This window comes from Mesorhizobium loti (genome assembly GCF_003148495.1).
In the GTDB taxonomy this organism is placed as follows: Bacteria; Pseudomonadota; Alphaproteobacteria; order Rhizobiales; family Rhizobiaceae; genus Mesorhizobium; species Mesorhizobium loti.
On the sequence record NZ_QGGH01000001.1, the window covers coordinates 647658 to 663802 of the forward strand.

General features: G+C 63.4%; 13 protein-coding genes. 1 reads left to right on the forward strand and 12 read right to left on the reverse strand.

The window, feature by feature from the left end; all coding sequences use genetic code 11:
* Positions 1–5: 5 nt before the first annotated feature.
* The 12 genes from C8D77_RS03355 to C8D77_RS03410 all read right to left on the reverse strand — a co-directional run bounded on the left by C8D77_RS03355 (position 6) and on the right by C8D77_RS03410 (position 14059).
* Positions 6–956 carry an SPFH domain-containing protein gene (locus C8D77_RS03355; protein WP_109659280.1) on the reverse strand — a complete coding sequence of 317 codons (951 nt, stop codon included), beginning with the start codon at positions 954–956 and terminating at the stop codon, positions 6–8.
* A gap of 121 nt (positions 957–1077) precedes the next feature.
* A complete protein-coding gene (locus tag C8D77_RS03360) occupies positions 1078–2289 on the reverse strand; it encodes an NAD(P)/FAD-dependent oxidoreductase (protein ID WP_109659282.1) in 1212 nt (403 codons plus the stop codon).
* A gap of 152 nt (positions 2290–2441) precedes the next feature.
* Positions 2442–3506 (reverse strand): ferrochelatase, encoded by a 1065-nt coding sequence (hemH, locus tag C8D77_RS03365; protein WP_109659284.1) that lies wholly within the window; start codon positions 3504–3506, stop codon positions 2442–2444.
* Between the two features lie 136 nt (positions 3507–3642).
* A complete protein-coding gene (locus tag C8D77_RS03370; protein ID WP_109659286.1) occupies positions 3643–5706 on the reverse strand; it encodes a bifunctional metallophosphatase/5'-nucleotidase in 2064 nt (687 codons plus the stop codon).
* 189 nt (positions 5707–5895) lie between these two features.
* Positions 5896–6276 (reverse strand): outer membrane lipoprotein Omp10, encoded by a 381-nt coding sequence (gene omp10, locus C8D77_RS03375; protein ID WP_109659288.1) that lies wholly within the window; start codon positions 6274–6276, stop codon positions 5896–5898.
* Between the two features lie 85 nt (positions 6277–6361).
* Positions 6362–7807 (reverse strand): homospermidine synthase, encoded by a 1446-nt coding sequence (locus C8D77_RS03380; RefSeq protein ID WP_109659290.1) that lies wholly within the window; start codon positions 7805–7807, stop codon positions 6362–6364.
* Between the two features lie 128 nt (positions 7808–7935).
* Complete coding sequence (locus C8D77_RS03385) at positions 7936–8868, reverse strand: heme-dependent oxidative N-demethylase family protein (protein WP_109659292.1); 933 nt, start codon at positions 8866–8868, stop codon at positions 7936–7938.
* Entirely contained in the window at positions 8865–9152 is a 288-nt protein-coding gene (locus C8D77_RS03390; protein WP_109659294.1) for a YciI family protein, read from the reverse strand. Before C8D77_RS03390 ends, C8D77_RS03385 begins: the two co-directional genes overlap by 4 nt.
* 9 nt (positions 9153–9161) lie before the next feature.
* Complete coding sequence (locus C8D77_RS03395; RefSeq protein WP_109659296.1) at positions 9162–9824, reverse strand: aminotransferase class IV family protein; 663 nt, start codon at positions 9822–9824, stop codon at positions 9162–9164.
* On the reverse strand, positions 9773–10918 hold the full coding sequence (locus tag C8D77_RS03400) for an aminodeoxychorismate synthase component I (RefSeq protein WP_109659298.1): 1146 nt from the start codon (positions 10916–10918) through the stop codon (positions 9773–9775). The genes C8D77_RS03395 and C8D77_RS03400 overlap by 52 nt, the downstream gene beginning before the upstream one ends.
* Before the next feature lie 204 nt (positions 10919–11122).
* A complete protein-coding gene (locus tag C8D77_RS03405; protein ID WP_109659300.1) occupies positions 11123–11857 on the reverse strand; it encodes a proton-conducting membrane transporter in 735 nt (244 codons plus the stop codon).
* Positions 11858–12226: 369 nt separating this feature from the next.
* Complete coding sequence (locus C8D77_RS03410; protein WP_109659302.1) at positions 12227–14059, reverse strand: M3 family oligoendopeptidase; 1833 nt, start codon at positions 14057–14059, stop codon at positions 12227–12229.
* Positions 14060–14234: 175 nt separating this feature from the next.
* Here C8D77_RS03410 and C8D77_RS03415 point away from each other — a divergent pair, with 175 nt between their 5' ends.
* Complete coding sequence (locus C8D77_RS03415) at positions 14235–15767, forward strand: sigma-54-dependent transcriptional regulator (RefSeq protein ID WP_109659304.1); 1533 nt, start codon at positions 14235–14237, stop codon at positions 15765–15767.
* Positions 15768–16145: the final 378 nt, after the last annotated feature.

The window sequence follows — 16145 nt, forward strand, 5'->3', positions numbered from 1 at the left end:
TGATCTCAGTTCTCGCTCGGGCGCACGACCGGCGGGCGTGCGACCTGCCTCTGCGAGCCGGTGGTGCCTTCGCTGCGGAAGACTTCCTTGGCGATCTCGCCAATGCCGCCGAGCGAGCCGATCAGCGACGATGCCTCGAAGGGCATCAGCACGATCTTGCTGTTGGTGGCCGTGCCGATCCTGCCAAGCGCTTCGGTGTATTTCAGCGCCACGAAGTAGTTCAGCGCCTGCACGTCGCCCTTGGATATTGCTTCCGACACCACCTGGGTGGCGCGGGCTTCCGCCTCAGCCGAACGTTCGCGCGCCTCGGCGTCGCGGAAGGCGGCTTCCTTGCGGCCCTCGGCCTCGAGGATCTGCGACTGCTTGAGGCCTTCGGCGGCGAGGATCTGCGCGCGCTTGTTGCGTTCTGCCGTCATCTGCCGGCCCATCGATTCGATGAGGTTGGCCGGTGGGTTGATGTCCTTGATCTCGACGCGGGTGATCTTGATGCCCCACGGATGCGCCGCCTCATCGACGACACGCAGCAGGCGCTCGTTGATGGCGTCGCGGTTCGACAACAGCTCGTCGAGGTCCATCGAACCCATGACGGTACGGATGTTGGTCATCGTCAGGTTGAGGATGGCGTTCTGCAGGCCGGCGACCTGGTAGGCAGCCTGCGCCGCGTTGAGGATCTGGAAAAAGGCGATGCCGTCGACACCGACAATGGCGTTGTCGCGGGTGATGATTTCCTGGCTCGGAACGTCGAGCACCTGCTCCATCATGTTCATCTTGGCGCCGATGCGGTCGACGAACGGGAAAATGAAATTGAGGCCTGGGCTCAGTGTCTTGGTGTAACGGCCAAAGCGCTCCACCGTATAGTTGTAGCCTTGCGGGATTGTCCTGATGCCTTTGATCAGAAGCACCAATACCAGAAGGGCAAGTGCACCAACCGCAATATCGAAACCACTGAAATCCATTTGGCTCTCCCTCAGACGAAGGCCGCACAAGCCATTCTCGCGCGGCCGACTTCACCAAAGACTTAAGTGTGTTTCAGATGCGTTACAATCAGGTGATGATGGATTGTTTGTGGTTTTGCACTCAGCGGTTGAAGGCAAACAGCCTTGCATCCGTGTCGTCTCGCCCGTCGATCGAGGCCGAGACAATCTCGGAAGCGATCTGCGAGAAGGTGATTCCGTTGCCGCCATAGCCCATCACCGCATGGATGCGCGGGTGGCGGGGAATGGCGCCGATATAGGGCAGCCCGGTGGTCGTGGTGCCGAACGAACCGGTCCAGGCGAATTCAGGCCAGGTGTCGAGATGCGGAAATAGCTGGCCGAGCTTCTCGGCGATGCGCGCGCTCTTGTCGCCGATCAGCGCGTCGCGCTGCGCCTCGTCGACAAAATCCTCGTCCTCGCCGCCGCAGACGACCCTGCCGTCGGCTGTCGCGCGCATATAGAGATAGGGGTCCGACGCCTCCCAAATGAAGGCCGCCTGTGGCCAGATATTTCGCGATTGCGGGCGTGTCGCAATCGCCCATGTCGAGATGATCCGGTGGGCCGCGGCCGGCACGATGTCGACCAACTCGTAGCCGGTGGCCAGAACAACGTGTTGCGCGGTTATGGTCGGTCCATCCCTGGTCGCGACGACAACCTCGTCGGCGCTGTCCTCGATCGCTGTGGCTTCGAGGGGGGCGTAGAAGCGTGCCTTGCGGTCCAGGGTCTTGAGCAATAGCCCGGCCGTCAGCTTGCGTGGGTCGAGTGCGATGTTGCCATGGCTGAGAATGCCGCCGTCGCGGTCGATGCCGAATGTCTCCGCCAGCGGCGCTGGTGTGAGATAGGTCGCGCCGATGCCGGCTAGCCGACGCGCCTCGACCTCGTCGCGCAGTTCCGACGGACCGAGCATCGTGCCGGCCAGATAGAGCGACGGCGTGCGGCTCGGGCCACATTTTATGCCGAGTTCGGCAATGCGGGCGGCGAGGTTGGAGACGGCGAGCCGCGAGCGCCGCCAGGCCTGTTCTGCCGCGACTTTGCCGATCATCTTCGAGAGCGTCGAAAGCGGCTGGTCGATTTCGAATTGCACCAGCGCGGTGGTGGCCGACGTGGATCCTTCCAGCGGGCCGCGGCGGTCGATGCAGATCACCGCATGGCCGTTCGCCGTCAGCGCCTCGGCCATCATGGCGCCGCTGATGCCCATGCCGATGATGAGCACATCCGTCTTGACGTCCCACGTCAGATTGTCCGTCGGCACCGCGGGCGCGCGATAGGCGGACCAGACGGGCCGGCCAGTTCTGAGGTCGAGTTTGCGTGGCATCGAATTCTCCGGAGGGCGCGCCTCAACGCCCCGGAGCGGGCGTTGTTCCGGTTCAGAGCGGCTCACCGCCTCACGGAAGCGGCGAGCCGCTCTGACTCTTGTTTGAAGCAATTCCGGACGGAAAACCGTTTCACACTTTTCCTGGAATTACTCTAGACCCAGCCGGACAGTTCGCGCCGCACCATCGCCTCGATCACCGCCATGCCCTCGGCGCTGTCGTTGAGGCAAGGGATGTGGGCGAAGTTCTTGCCGCCGGCATGATGGAAGGTTTCGGCCGCCTCGCGGCCGATCTCGTCCAGCGTCTCGATGCAGTCTACGGAAAAACCGGGATTAACGATGGCGATCGATTTCACGCCGTCCTGCGCGAGTTTCTCGACCGTCTTGTCGGTATAGGGCTGCAGCCATTCCTGCGCGCCGAAGCGCGACTGGAAGGTGATGATTAGTTTCTTGTCATCCCAGCCGAGCCGTTCGCGCAACAGCCGCGTCGTCTTCTGGCAGTGGCAATGATAGGGATCGCCCTTCTCGAAATAGGGCTTTGGAATGCCGTGATAGGAGGTGATGACAACCTCTGGCTCGAAATCCAGTGTCGTCAGATGTTGTTCGATCGAACGCGCCAGCGCTTCGATGTAGACCGGTTCGTCATAGTAGGGCGGCACGCTGCGGATAGCCGGCGCTCGGCGCATCTTCATCAAGGCGCGAAAAAGCTGATCGTTGGCGGTGGCGGTGGTGGTCGCCGAATATTGCGGATAGAGCGGGAACGAAAGAATGCGGTCGCAACCCTGTTCGACCAGTTTCTTGGTCACGCTCTCGGTCGAAGGATTGCCATAGCGCATCGCCCAGTCGACGACGACATCGGGCAGGTCGCGCAGGGCTTCGGCCAGCTTCTCGCCCTGGGCGCGGGTGTAGGTACGCAAAGGCGACTCGTTCTTCTCTCGGTTCCAGATCCGGGCATAATTGGCGCCCGACTTCTTGGGCCGTGTGGTGAGCACTAGGCCGTAGAGGATCGGATACCAGATCGCCCTGTTGAGCTCGATGACGCGTGGATCGGACAGGAATTCACGCAGATAGCGCCACATCGGCTTGAAGTCGGTACCATCCGGCGTGCCGAGGTTGACCAGCATGACGCCGATCTTGCCCGCCTTGACCGGCGGATGTCCTGCCGGCAGAGGGCCGAGCGCCTTTGCGGTTTTGGCATCGACAGGGGTGGAAAGCGTCATAAGGGTTCTCCGGGAGACGCGAACCTAAACTTCTTGCGCGCGCTTTCAATGCAGCGTCTGGCCGCACCTTAGCTCGAAAACAGGAAACCCGCCCGGTTTCCCGGGCGGGTGTCATTCTTGAAAAGGTGAAGCGACCTTACTTCGCCGGGATGGTCAGCGTGGCGCCAAGCTTAAGCTGGTGGGGCCTTTGACGCTTGTTGGCCTCATAGATTAGTTTCCACTTCGTCGCGTCCCCATAAGCCTTCTTGGCCAGATCCCAATAGGTATCGCCGGCAACGATGACATGGCTGGCTTCGGCTGGGGCGGCCTCCGCAGGCTTTGCCGGTTCGGCAGGTGCGGGCGCCGGAGCCGGGGCTGCTTCGGCTGGTTTTGCAGGTTCAGCCGGTGCCGGTGCGGCCGGCGGGGCTGGCGCTGTCTCTGTCGATATGGCCGGCGGTGTGTTGGCGATATCACCCGAGTTGGCAGGCAGTTCAGGCATTGCCGGCGCCGCATCGGCTGGCTTGGCGGCTTCAGCGGGTGCGGGCGCCGGGGTCGCCGGAGCGGCTTCCGCCGGCTTGGCCGGTTCGGCCGCGGGCGCCGCCGCGACGGTCGCTGCGATTTCAGTGATGCGGCCGTCGAGCTTCGGCGCGTAGGGCCGGTGGGCGCCGAGATAGTCGGCAACCACCTGTTCGAGGCCCGGACCGTAGTCGTAGGCATTCTTGGCCTTGTCGGCGAAGACCTTGTAGCCGTCGCCGCCCTGGCGGACATAATTGTTGGTGGCGACCAGATAGTCCTTGTCCGGGTTGAGCGGCGTCCAGGCGCCGCCTTCCATGACCTCCACCGACTTGACGCGGCCGGCATTGGGCGCGACGGATTTGTCGAAGGAATATTTCAGGCCGGCGACCTGCGGGAAACGTCCGGCGCCGTCCTCGATCTGGCTGAGGCCATTCTCGAGGCCGGCCATCAGGTCCTTGCCGGAAATCTGGAAGGTTGCCAGCGTGTTCTGGAACGGCAGCACGGTCAGCACCTCGCCCATGGTCACGGTGCCCTTGTCGATCGAGGCGCGCAGGCCGCCGCCATTGGAGATGACGATCTCGACGCCCTGTCCCTTGACGCGGTCGAGGATGGCGTCGGAGACTAGGTTGCCCATCGCGCATTCGCGGGCGCGGCAGCTCTCGCGGCTGCCGTCGATCACGTCGGAGGTCTCCGCCACTTCCTTGTTCTTCAGCGCCTCGATCGGCGCGCCAAGCTCCTTGATGCGGGCGAGCACGGCTGGGTCGGGCGCGATCGACTTGTCGAGATAGATCGGGTCGCCGCTGGCCGATTTGACGACGCCATTGTCGTCGAACACCACCTTGAACTCGCCGAGATATTTCGAATAGGACGCCGCCTGCACGACCGGCACCTTGTAACCGTCCGGGTTGTCGACCATCGTCGGATAGGGGCCTTCCGCCTTGGGGTCGGTGTTCGACAGCAGCGAATGGCTGTGGCCGCCGACGACGACGTCGATGCCCGGGATCTTGGCAATGACGTCGCGCTCGCGCTTGTAGCCGATATGGGTCACGGCGATGATCTTGTTGACGCCCTCTCCCTTCAGCTTCTCGACCTCGGCGGTGATCGACTTGACGTCGTCCTCGATAGTGACGTTGGGGCCGGGGGAGGCGAGTTCCGGCGTGTCGTTGGTGATCGCGCCGATGATGCCGATCTTCTGGCCGCCGACCTCGACGACAACAGACGGCTTGACGCGGTCGCCGAGCTTGGATTGCGCGTTGGCCTTCACATTGGCGCCCAGCACGGGGAACTTGATCATGTCGAGGAACGGCGCCAAGGCCACTTCGCCATCGTCGAATTCATGGTTGCCGAGCGCCATGGCGTCGAACTTCATCTCGTTGAGGAATTCGCCTTCGACCTTGCCCTTGTAGGTCGTGTAGAACAGCGATCCCTGGAAATTGTCTCCGGCGCTGAGCAGCAGCACGTTCTGGCCTTCCAGCTTCTTGCGCTCCTGGGCGATCGCGGTGATCAGCCGGCCCGCGCCGCCGATGCATTCGCCCTTGGTCTCCTCATCAGCCGAGCAGGTCGATTCATATTTGTTGTTGCCTTCGATGCGGCTGTGCCAGTCGTTGATGTGCAGGATGTTCAGCGTGTAGTCGGCAAAGGATGCGCCGGCCGACAGGCCGAGCGCTGAGGCGGACAGGGCGGCAATGGCAGCAAGCTTCTTCATCTTCGTCTCCCGGAAAGCTGATCAGAGGCCTTTAACGCTCTTGCTTGACTGGAACATAACAGTCGGCGCTTTGGCCATGTTCCCATCGCGTTCCGGATGACGCAAGCGGAAATCCGGGAACCTTTGCCGGCATAAAAAAGGACGACGGCCAATCGGCCGCCGTCCTTGGGGGAGCGAATGCTCGCTGGTTCAGGCGCGCCGTGTCAACACGAAATTCTGGCCGCTGGAGCTGGTGCAGTTGAGCTGGCTTGTCGAAACCATCAGGCAGTTGAAGCTGACCGCGGTCTGGCGGATCAGCGACGTGCCGTTGATCTGCACCGATGTGGCGCCGGTCATCGTGTAGCTGCCATCGGCAAGCTTCTGACCGGTGTCGGTGGCGACGGTCGTGAAGGTGCCGCTGGCGAAGGTCGACAGGCCGGTTCCCTTGGCGTCGATCCAGGAGCCCTCGACGCCTTTCGGCGCCGCTGCCATCGGCGGCTCATTGGGGCCACTGGTCGTACAAGCAGCAAGCCCGGCCAAGGCTGCCGCCGCTACGCTCATCGAAAGAACTTTGCGCGCAATGTTGTTCATATGAAAATCCTCTCCTCAGTCCGCATCCCTTCAATCGCCCGATTTCCGGGCGATTGCAAGGCAATGGAGTATCCCGGGCAGGCCGCTATCGAACGAGGATGTTGCGGAACTGCCACGGGTCGTTGCGGTCGAGGTCTTCCGGGAACAGGCCAGGGCGGTTATCGAGCGGTGTCCAGTCGGTGTAGTAGCCCTTGACCGGTCCGAGATACTGGGACTGCACTTCCAGGCAGCGCCTGTAATCCATCTCGTCGGCCTCGACGATACCGGCCTCGGGATTCTCCAGCGCCCAGACCATGCCCGAGAGCACCGCCGAGGTGACCTGCATGCCGGTGGCGTTCTGGTAGGGCGCCAGCTTGCGCGCCTCGGCGAGCGACAGCTGCGAGCCGTACCAGTAGGCATTCTTGTCATGGCCGTAGAGCAGCACGCCGAGTTCGTCGACGCCGTCGACCAGCTCGTTCTCGTCGAGCACGTGGTGCTCCGGCTGAGGCTTGCCGGCGGCGCCGAACATCTCGTCCAGCGACAGCAGCGCGTCGTTGCAGGGATGATAGGCATAGTGGCAGGTCGGGCGGTAGTGCACCTTGCCCTTCTTGGAGCGTACGGTAAAGAAATCGGCGATCGAGATCGCCTCGTTGTGCGTCACCAGGAAGCCGTACTGGGCGCCGGGCGTCGGGCACCATGAGCGCACGCGCGTGTTGGCGCCGGGCTGCTCCAGATAGATGGCGGCCTTCGAGCCGTGCTTGTGCTTCTTGGCGTTCTTCGGCATCCACGTCTCATGCGTGCCCCAGCCGAGCTCGGCGGGCTGCAGACCCTCGGAGATGAAGCCCTCGACCGACCAGGTGTTCCAGAACACGTCCATCGGCTTCGGCTTCTTGGCGCGCTGGGTGTCGCGCTCGGCGATGTGGATGCCCTTGACGCCGGCCTTCTTCATCAGCTTGGCCCAGCCCTCGCGGTCGTCCTGCGCGGGCTCTGAAAACTCGAGGCCAAGGTCGGTTGCGAGATTGACCAGCGCCTGCTTGACGAACCACGAGACCATGCCGGGGTTGGCGCCGCAGGTGGAGACCGCCGTCGCGCCGCCGGGCTTGTCGTGCTTTTCCTTGAGCAGCGACTCGCGCAGTGCATAGTTGGTGCGGCTGGCGTTGTCGGCCTTGGCGTCGAAATAGAAGCCGAGCCATGGCTCGACGACGGTGTCGATGTAGAGCACGCCGAGCTTGCGGCAGAGCCGCATCAGGTCCACCGAGCCGGTATCGACCGACAGGTTGATGCAAAAGCCCTGGCCGCCGCCGTTGGTCAGAAGCGGCGTCAAGAGCTTCTTGTAGTTCTTCTCGGTCACCGCTTCCTGGACGAAGGCGATGCCGCGCTCGTCGAGCAGCTTGCGGTCGGTGTCGCGCGGGTCGATGACCGTCATGCGCGACTTGTCGAACTTGAAATGGCGCTCGATCAGCGGCAGCGTTCCCCGGCCGATCGAGCCGAAGCCGATCATCACGACAGGGCCGGTGATTTCACCGTAAACGGGCCAGTTTTCATTCGCCATTTTATCGAGCACTCCTTCAAAACCCAGGAAACTGGGAAAACACGCGCAAAACCGGGGATTTTTGCCCGGCGGCCATGCGCTACATCACAGATCATTGTCATAAACCAGCGAAAAGCGCCAACCAGCGGTCAGCCGTCATTGGCCATGTGGTTAAGGACCGACATCAGCCGGTCGCGGTCCGCGGTCAGCCCCTTGTAGTCGAGCTGGGCGAGATCGAGCGCTTCGAGTTGGGCGGCGAAAGACACCGCCAGCGTTGCCCGATCCGGGTGCCGGGCGAGCACGGCGAGAGGGTCGAGATGGATGCGGATGGTGAACAGGATATCGCGTGCAACAGGCAGTTTGCGCAGGGTTTGCCGCTCGACGCGGATGAAGGCATGGGCGTCGATGTCGCCATCGGGAAAGCGCGACGGCCGGTTGGTGGCGCGGTCGATGCGCTGCAGGTCGGAGAGCGGATGGTAGAGCGCGTTGTCAGACTGGATCGACCAGTTGTAGCGCTCGACGGCTTGCCCTTGGAGGCCATCGAACATCCGGTTGATCAGCTCGGCCGGACGCGTGCCCGGGCCGAAACCCGGCACCGGCGCGTGGATGTCCTGCAGCGGCTTGCCGAACTTTTCCAGAAGCGACCAGGACGAGGGAAAGCAAAGCGAGCCGGCAACCAGCCGCCAGCCGCTGTCGCTGCGGCGCATCAGGATCAGGTCTTCCTGAATGAGCTGTGAGGCCTTGGCCAGCGGCGCATCGGCGAGGGAAGCAGGCAGACGGTTCGCGGCGCCCGCCACCTCGACGCCTGATCCGCCGAGCCGATAGGTTTCGGGGAAGCTCTCCAGCAGATGCGCACCGAGCAAGTCGAGCACTTCCTGCTGGGCGTCCCGCGTGCCGTCTTCCTCGACGAAAACCCGCTCTGGGATTTCGGCATAGAGCCGATGCTTCTCGGCGAGATACGGCAGCAAATGGTCGTCGACCTCGATCCAGTCCGCCGGATCGAGCGGCTTCAGCCCGATGCTGAAGAGTTTCGAAGAGCCGTCATAGGGCGTGTGGGTGGGCAGCGCCTCGGCCAAGCTCATGCTTCCTTGAAATCGTCGAGTTCGCCGGTGGTCATCCTCGCCACGAATTCGGTGACGTCATAGTCTGCCGCGCCTGCCTTGGCGAAAGGGTCGGCGGCCAGCCTGGCGTCGAGCACGTCGCGCGGGCATCGCGCGATGATGATGCCGCCGGTTCGCGGTTTCTTCGGCCCGGAGACGACAAAGATGCCTTCCGCATAGCAGGCCTTCAGCCACTCGACATGCGCCGCCTGGAGTTGGTCGATCTCGGTCAGCGGCACCTTGTAGTTCAGCGAAACGACGAACATTGGTTTCTCTCAGGCAAGTTTGGCCGGGATCAGTCCGCGCAGCGAATTGCCGACGAACAGGGCCCTGGCGGATTTCAAATCGTCCAAGCTGTAGATTGCTTCACGGGCGCGGCCTTCATCCAGAAGCTCGGCGCGCAATACGCCAGGCAGCAGGCCGCAGTCGAGCCGGGGCGTCGCCAGCATGCCGTCGCCGAGATCGGCGAAGATGTTGGTGATCGTGCCTTCACAGATCTCGCCGCGCTCATTGGCCAGGATCACCTCGTCGGCCTGGGTGATGAGATATTCGGCACGGGCATGCGTATAGACCTGTCGCCGGCTGGTCTTGTGGCGCAGCAGCGTGTTGCTCGAATCGAGCCTCGTCCGTGCCAGCCGCAGCGTCCAGACCTTGTCGGCGGCGAGCGGTTCATAGGGTTGCGCAGCGGCGGTCACCTCGCCGTCATGCGACAGGACGAGGCGCGCGCGCATGGCGATGCCGGAACCGCTGACCGCGCTGCTCAGCGCCTCGCCGACCTTGCCCGGATCACAGCGGAAGCCGAGCTCCGCCGCCGAGCCATAGAGGCGCGCGAGATGGCGATCGAAGCGCAGGAAGCCCGAGCCAGGTTCCCAGCGCATGGTCTCGATCAGCTGGAAATCGGCGGTGTTCCCGTCGCGAAGCGCGCTTTCAGCAGACACTCCTGATACTCCTCCTGCGCCGTCGAATCGAAGACGACGCCGCCACCGACATTGTAGACGGCCTCGCCGCCGGAAAAGAGCGAGATGGTGCGGATCGCCACGGAAAAGCGCATCGTGCCGCCGGGCGCGATCCAGCCGATGGCCCCGCAATAGGCGTCGCGCGGCGTGCCTTCCAGATCGCGCAGGATTTCCATGGCGCGGATTTTTGGCGCACCGGTGATCGAGCCGCACGGAAACAGCGCCGCGAAGATCTGGCGGATCGAAAGCCCCGGCAGCAGTTTTGCCCTGACGTCGCTCACCATCTGGTGGACCGTCGGATAGGTCTCGATGCGGAACAGCGCGGGCACGTCCAGCGTGCCGACCTCGCTGATCAGCGAGATGTCGTTGCGCAGGAGATCGACGATCATGCGGTTTTCGGCCTGGTTCTTCTCGTCGTTGCGCAGGAAGATCTTCTGCCGTTCGTCCTCGGCCTTGGTCGCGCCGCGCGGTGCCGTACCCTTCATCGGATGCGTCTCGATCATGCCCTCGGCGTCGATCTCGAAGAACAGTTCGGGCGAGCGCGAGAGCACGATGGGTTCGCCGAGCGCGATCAGTGCGCCATATTTCACCGGCTGGCGTTCGGTCAGCGCGTCGAAGGCGGCCAGCGGGTCGCCGGACCATTGCGCATGCACCGGAAAGGTCAGATTGCCCTGGTAGCAATCGCCCTGCCTGATGTGCTGGTGCAGCCGCGAGAACCGCTTCTCGTAGTCCTTTGGCGACCACGTCGCGCGGGCGTCGAAGATCGGACCATTGGTCGCCGCTGTGGTGCGGGGCGGCACCGCCTCTTCGGCCGGCGCATCGAAAACCCCAAGGCAGACGAGCGGGGCGCGGCGCCCGTCCGGCAGCAAGGGGACGAGCTTCGGTTCGAGCAGATAACCCGCCTCATAGGAGAAATAGCCGGCAAGCCATTTGCCGGCATCGTGCGCGGCTTGCGCCGCCTCCAGCGCCGGCAGGAAATCCTTTGCCTCATGCGCCACGATGATTTCGGCCGGCCGGTCGAAAACGAGCTGGCGCGCGCTTTCGTCGTTGCGGAAAATGGCGGCGGGCAGGGACATGGGCACCGGATGCTGCGGTCAATGAAGCCGTTGACCGCTCTATATGGGGGGCCGCTCGCGCGCAATCGAGGGAACGGCACGCTGCCACTCAAAGCCGACCTTGGGCCGACCTTTAGGTCGACTCCGGACCAACCCAGGGGCCAAAGGCAAACGGCGGCGCCATATTGGCGCCGCCGTTTGCAATCTTCAGCTCTTGCCTGTCGATCAGGTGTTGCTGGCGGTTCCCGCCGTCGGAAACTGCTTGGCGAATTCCTTCTCGTTGCCGGCGGCGAGCAGCTTGGCCTGCTCGATCCAGCGCTCGCGTGCGATGCGGCCGTCGAAATTCATCACGTCCTCGATCCGCTTGATATCGGCGGCTGTCCAGCCGGCGATCTGGGCGAAGCTGGTGACACCTTGCGCCTTGAGCAGCTTCTCGTTGACCGGACCAATGCCGATCAGCCGGCGCAGATTGTCGGGCTTGCCGGATACGGGCTTCGCCGGTGGCGGTGCAGATTTCTTGGCTGGTGCGGGCTTACTCGTCGCGGATTTGGCTGGAGCCGAGGCTTTGGCGGCGGCCGGTTTCGCCGCCGGCTTGGCAGGAACCGCTTTCGCAGCGGCCGGTTTAGCCGGCGCGGGTTTTGTGGCGGCAGATTTGGCCGCCGCGGGAGTCGACATCAGGGCTGCAGACGCCTGGCCTGCCGGCTTTGCCGCGCTGCTCCCGGCGGCGGGTGCGGCCTGCGCCTCGCGCAGCCGGCGCTCGAGGTCGGCGCGGGTCTTGCCGCATGCATCGAGTTCACTGGTCAGCCGGTCGCTGTCGGCGCGCAACCTGTCGCGCTCGCTGCGCGTACGGTCGAGGTCGCCGCGCAAGCTGTCGAGTTCACCGCGCAGACGGCTCCAGAGGAACCAGCCCACCAACACGCCTACCAGGAACGCCAGGAGCATGTAGAAAAAAGTGCCCATTGTCTCTCTCCAGTCAGATCCGTCTGCCGTGGGGTCATGACCTTCGGCGAAGGACTACTCGATGGTGATTCCGCGGTTCGCAGAACAGCCGGCTTCGGTTCGAGCTGTCGGCTCGGCTTTGCTTGCCCATGGCCAACGGCCGTTGTCGCGTTCGCCTGAGCGCCACGGCCGGCCGAGATTTTTCCTCGCCGATCCGCATGCGCTCCGGCTGAGCTTGGAGCGAAGGCTATCATAGAGCTTGTGGAAAGCTATCGGAAAACTTCGGTGGAGAGTACTTCAAGAACAGATATTTAGGCCAATAATAAAGCCATCCCAACATGCATTCCGGCTAAACTGTTCTACGAGCGGGCGACGCTTGCAGGACGTGTTTCAAACGTCGAGCGCTTCCAGCTCGTCGATCAGGCCACTGATGACGCCAAGCCCTATCTGCCAGAAGGCGGGATCGGTGGCGTCGAGGCCGAAGGGCGCCAGAAGCTCGGAGTGATGCTTGGTGCCGCCGGCGCGCAGCATCTCGAAATACTTGTCCTGGAAGCCGCGCTCGGCGTTCTGGTAGACCGCGTAGAGCGAATTCACCAGGCAGTCGCCGAAAGCATAGGCATAGACGTAGAAGGGCGAATGGATGAAGTGCGGAATGTAGGTCCAGAACACCTCGTAGCCTTCGCGCAACTTGATCGCCGGCCCGAGGCTTTCGGCCTGCACTTCGAGCCAGAACTGGCCGAGCCTGTCGGAGGTCAGTTCGCCGTTCTTGCGTTCGGCATGCACCTTGCGTTCGAATTCGTAGAAGGCGATCTGTCGCACGACCGTGTTGATCATGTCCTCGACCTTCTGGGCGAGCATGGCCTTGCGCTCGCGCCTGTCGGTGGTCTGGTCGAGCAGCGAGCGGAAGGTCAGCATCTCGCCGAAGACCGACGCCGTCTCAGCCAGCGTCAGCGGCGTCGAAGCCATCAGCGCACCCTGGCCGCTGGCCAGCACCTGATGCACGCCATGGCCAAGCTCATGCGCCAGCGTCATCACATCGCGCGGCTTGCCCATGTAGTTGAGCAGGACATAGGGATGCGCCGACGGCACGGTCGGATGCGCGAAGGCGCCGGGTGACTTGCCAGGCCGCACCGGCGCGTCGATCCAGTTGCGGTCGAAGAAGGTTCGCGCGATCTCCGCCATATCGGGCGAAAAGCGCTGATAGGCCGACAGCACGGTGTTCCTGGCTTCGTCCCAACCGATGATCGCCTGGGGCGTATCCGGCAACGGCGCGTTGCGGTCCCAGTGATTCATCACTTCCATACCCAGCCAGCGCGCCTTCATCGCGTAGTAGCGGTGCGACAGGCGTGGATAGGCATCGCGCACGGCGGAGGCCAGGGCATCCACCACGCTGCGCTCGACGCGGTTGGCGAGATGGCGTGAATCGGCGATGTCCTCGAAGCCGCGCCAGCGGTCGGATATTTCCTTGTCCTTGGCCAGCGTGTTGGTGATTAACGTGAAGGTGCGCAAATTTTTGCGGAAGGTCGTGGCCAGCGCCTCGGACGCCCGGCGGCGCACCTCGCCATCGGCGTCCTGCAAGCGGTTCAGCGCCGGCTCCAGCGTCAGTTCCTCGCCGTCGATGTCGAAGCGAAGGTCTGTCATCGTCTCGTCGAACAAGCGGTTCCAGGCGCCGCGCCCGGTGATCGATTTTTCGTGGAAGAGCTGCTCGACGCGATCCTCGAGCTGGTAGGGTTTGTCCTTGCGCAGATCGAGCACCCATGGCCGGTAGTGGCCGAACGCGGGATCGCCGGCGAGCGCGCCTTCGATGGCGGCATCGTCGATCAGGTTGAGTTCGAGCGCGAAGAACAGAAGGTGCGCGCTGGCGTCGGTCATCTTCTCCTGGATGTCGCCATAGAGTTTGGCGCGCTGCGGGTCGGCGGTGTTGCCGGCATAGACCAGACCCGCATAGGAGACGATGCGGCCGATCAGTTCCTCCAGCGCCTCGTAGGCGACCAGCGCCTCGCCCAGCCTGCCGGCGCTGCCGCGAGCGGCCTCGGCGGCCAGCGTGCCTTTCCAGCGGCCCTCGAAGCTGATCGCATCAATGGCGGCCTTGGCGATGTCGCGCTTCAGCTCCGGCGCGTCCATGCCGGCATAGAGATCGGCAAGGTTCCATTCCGGCAGGTCGCCAAGCTCGGCCGAGCCCTGACCGGACGCTGGCGCCGCAAGCTGCCGAGCAGAAACCATGTGCCCAGAGACCATGTGCATTGCCGACACCTTCCGTGGCCGAGGTTCAAGGGGAAACGAGAAGCCGGTCAAATCCTAAGGAATTCATTCACCGGGTTTTTTGAAACCTTATTTAGAACCCTGTGCCAAGATGGTCCACAGGGCAGAATTCCTCGGGCGGGCAGTCACACCAGTCATGACAGGTTCCATACTCATAGTCGATGACGATCCCGTGCAGCGCCGGCTGCTCGAGGCGGCGGTGACGCGGTTCGGCTACACGGCAATTGTCGTGGATGGCGGCGCGGCCGCTCTCGATATTCTCGACGGGCCTAGCGCCCGCGAGGTTTCGGTGGTGATCCTCGATCTGGTCATGCCCGGTCTCGACGGTATCGGCGTGCTGAAGGCGATGCGTGAGCGCGACATAAATATCCCGGCCATCGTGCAGACTTCGCAGGGCGGCATCGAGACCGTGGTTTCGGCGATGCGCCATGGCGCCTTCGATTTCGTCGTCAAGCCGGCGTCTCCCGACAGGCTGCAAGCGTCGATCGGCAATGCGCTCAAGGTCGAGGCCGTCGAGGGCGAGGTCAAGCGCACGTCGCGCCGGCGTGGCGGCCTTCTGACCTTCAAGGACATGATCACGCACAGCCCCGCCATGGACAGGGTGATCCGCCTTGGCCAGAAGGCTGCGGTATCCAACATCCCGATCCTGATCGAGGGCGAGTCCGGCGTCGGCAAGGAGCTGGTGGCGCGCGCCATCCAGGGCAGCGGCGACCGCCGCTCGAAACCCTTCGTGACCGTCAATTGCGGCGCCATTCCAGACAATCTGGTCGAATCGATCCTGTTCGGCCACGAGAAGGGCTCGTTCACCGGCGCCACCGACAAGCACACTGGAAAATTCGTCGAAGCGCATTCGGGCACGCTGTTTCTCGACGAGATCGGCGACTTGCCGCTCGACGTCCAGGTCAAGCTGTTGCGCGCCGTGCAGGACGGTGAGGTCGATCCGGTCGGCGGACGCTCAACCGTCAGGGTCGACATCAGGTTGATTTCGGCGACGCACCGCAACCTCCTGCAGCAGGTCAAGGACGGCAAGTTCCGCGAGGATCTGTTCTACCGGCTGAACGTCTACCCGATCTTCGTGCCGCCGCTGCGCGACCGCCGCGACGACATCCCCTATCTGGTCACCCATTTCATGGACAAGGTAGCGCCGGCCGATCCGCGTCATCGCCTGCAAGGCATTTCGGCGGCAGCACTTGCCGTGCTGCAGGCCTATGACTGGCCCGGAAACATCCGGCAGCTCGAAAATGCCGTCTTCCGGGCCTCGGTGCTTTGCGAAGGCGATGTGCTGACCACGGGCGACTTCCCGCAGATTCGGGCGCAGGTGGAAGGCACCGTCAACCTCGATGCGCACGGCGATGCGCCGTCGTCCCTGCCTCTGGAGGAGCGCGACGAGGAAGCCTTGCCCGGTGAGGGTGGCCCGGCGACCGCGTCCGATCCGCCGGCCAGGCTGCAGCCTCGCTTCGGCACGTTGCGGGCACTCGACGAACGCGGCAATGTGCGTGCGCTGGCCGATGTCGAACTCGAAATGATCAAGCTCGCCATTGATCACTACAACGGCCAGATGAGCGAAGTCGCCCGCCGACTCGGTATCGGCCGCTCGACGCTTTACCGCAAGCTCAAGGAATACGGCATCGACCCGGAGACCGGCCGTGTCGACCGGCTCGCTTCCTAAGGTGTGCCGATATTCAGGTGATGCCGGCCTGCGAACGATAGTTTCCTGCGCTTCCGGTGCTCACGTACCCAAATGTACGCTCCGCTCCGGTTCTCGGAACCCATCGTTCTCGACTCGGCCAGACCTGAATCTCAACACACCTTGAAGCGCAGGATCTTTCCGAAAACCGTTCCCGCTCCCTGCTGCGCTGCCTTCGGTCCGGGATCTGCTTCGGCCACAAGGCCGGCGCCAGCTTGCAATGCCACAACAGGCCCTGTATCGGCCTTTCGGCGGGATTGTGGCAGTCCTATGGACAGCTCTGTTCACGCATTAAGGCTAACGGTAACAGATCGTGTTTGGGACGAAGGCGGAAATCTGATCTAAACCAGCGGTTTACCA

Bases quoted from the DNA above. Each gene is read 5' to 3' on its own strand.
- C8D77_RS03415 (WP_109659304.1), top strand. From the start codon at position 14,235: ATGACAGGTTCCATACTCATAGTCGATGACGATCCCGTGCAGCGCCGG.
- C8D77_RS03405 (WP_109659300.1), bottom strand. From the start codon at position 11,857: ATGGGCACTTTTTTCTACATGCTCCTGGCGTTCCTGGTAGGCGTGTTG.
- C8D77_RS03370 (WP_109659286.1), bottom strand. From the start codon at position 5,706: ATGAAGAAGCTTGCTGCCATTGCCGCCCTGTCCGCCTCAGCGCTCGGC.
- C8D77_RS03360 (WP_109659282.1), bottom strand. From the start codon at position 2,289: ATGCCACGCAAACTCGACCTCAGAACTGGCCGGCCCGTCTGGTCCGCC.
- C8D77_RS03355 (WP_109659280.1), bottom strand. From the start codon at position 956: ATGGATTTCAGTGGTTTCGATATTGCGGTTGGTGCACTTGCCCTTCTG.
- hemH (WP_109659284.1), bottom strand. From the start codon at position 3,506: ATGACGCTTTCCACCCCTGTCGATGCCAAAACCGCAAAGGCGCTCGGC.
- C8D77_RS03385 (WP_109659292.1), bottom strand. From the start codon at position 8,868: ATGAGCTTGGCCGAGGCGCTGCCCACCCACACGCCCTATGACGGCTCT.
- C8D77_RS03390 (WP_109659294.1), bottom strand. From the start codon at position 9,152: ATGTTCGTCGTTTCGCTGAACTACAAGGTGCCGCTGACCGAGATCGAC.
- omp10 (WP_109659288.1), bottom strand. From the start codon at position 6,276: ATGAACAACATTGCGCGCAAAGTTCTTTCGATGAGCGTAGCGGCGGCA.
- C8D77_RS03410 (WP_109659302.1), bottom strand. From the start codon at position 14,059: ATGGTTTCTGCTCGGCAGCTTGCGGCGCCAGCGTCCGGTCAGGGCTCG.
- C8D77_RS03380 (WP_109659290.1), bottom strand. From the start codon at position 7,807: ATGGCGAATGAAAACTGGCCCGTTTACGGTGAAATCACCGGCCCTGTC.
- C8D77_RS03400 (WP_109659298.1), bottom strand. From the start codon at position 10,918: ATGTCCCTGCCCGCCGCCATTTTCCGCAACGACGAAAGCGCGCGCCAG.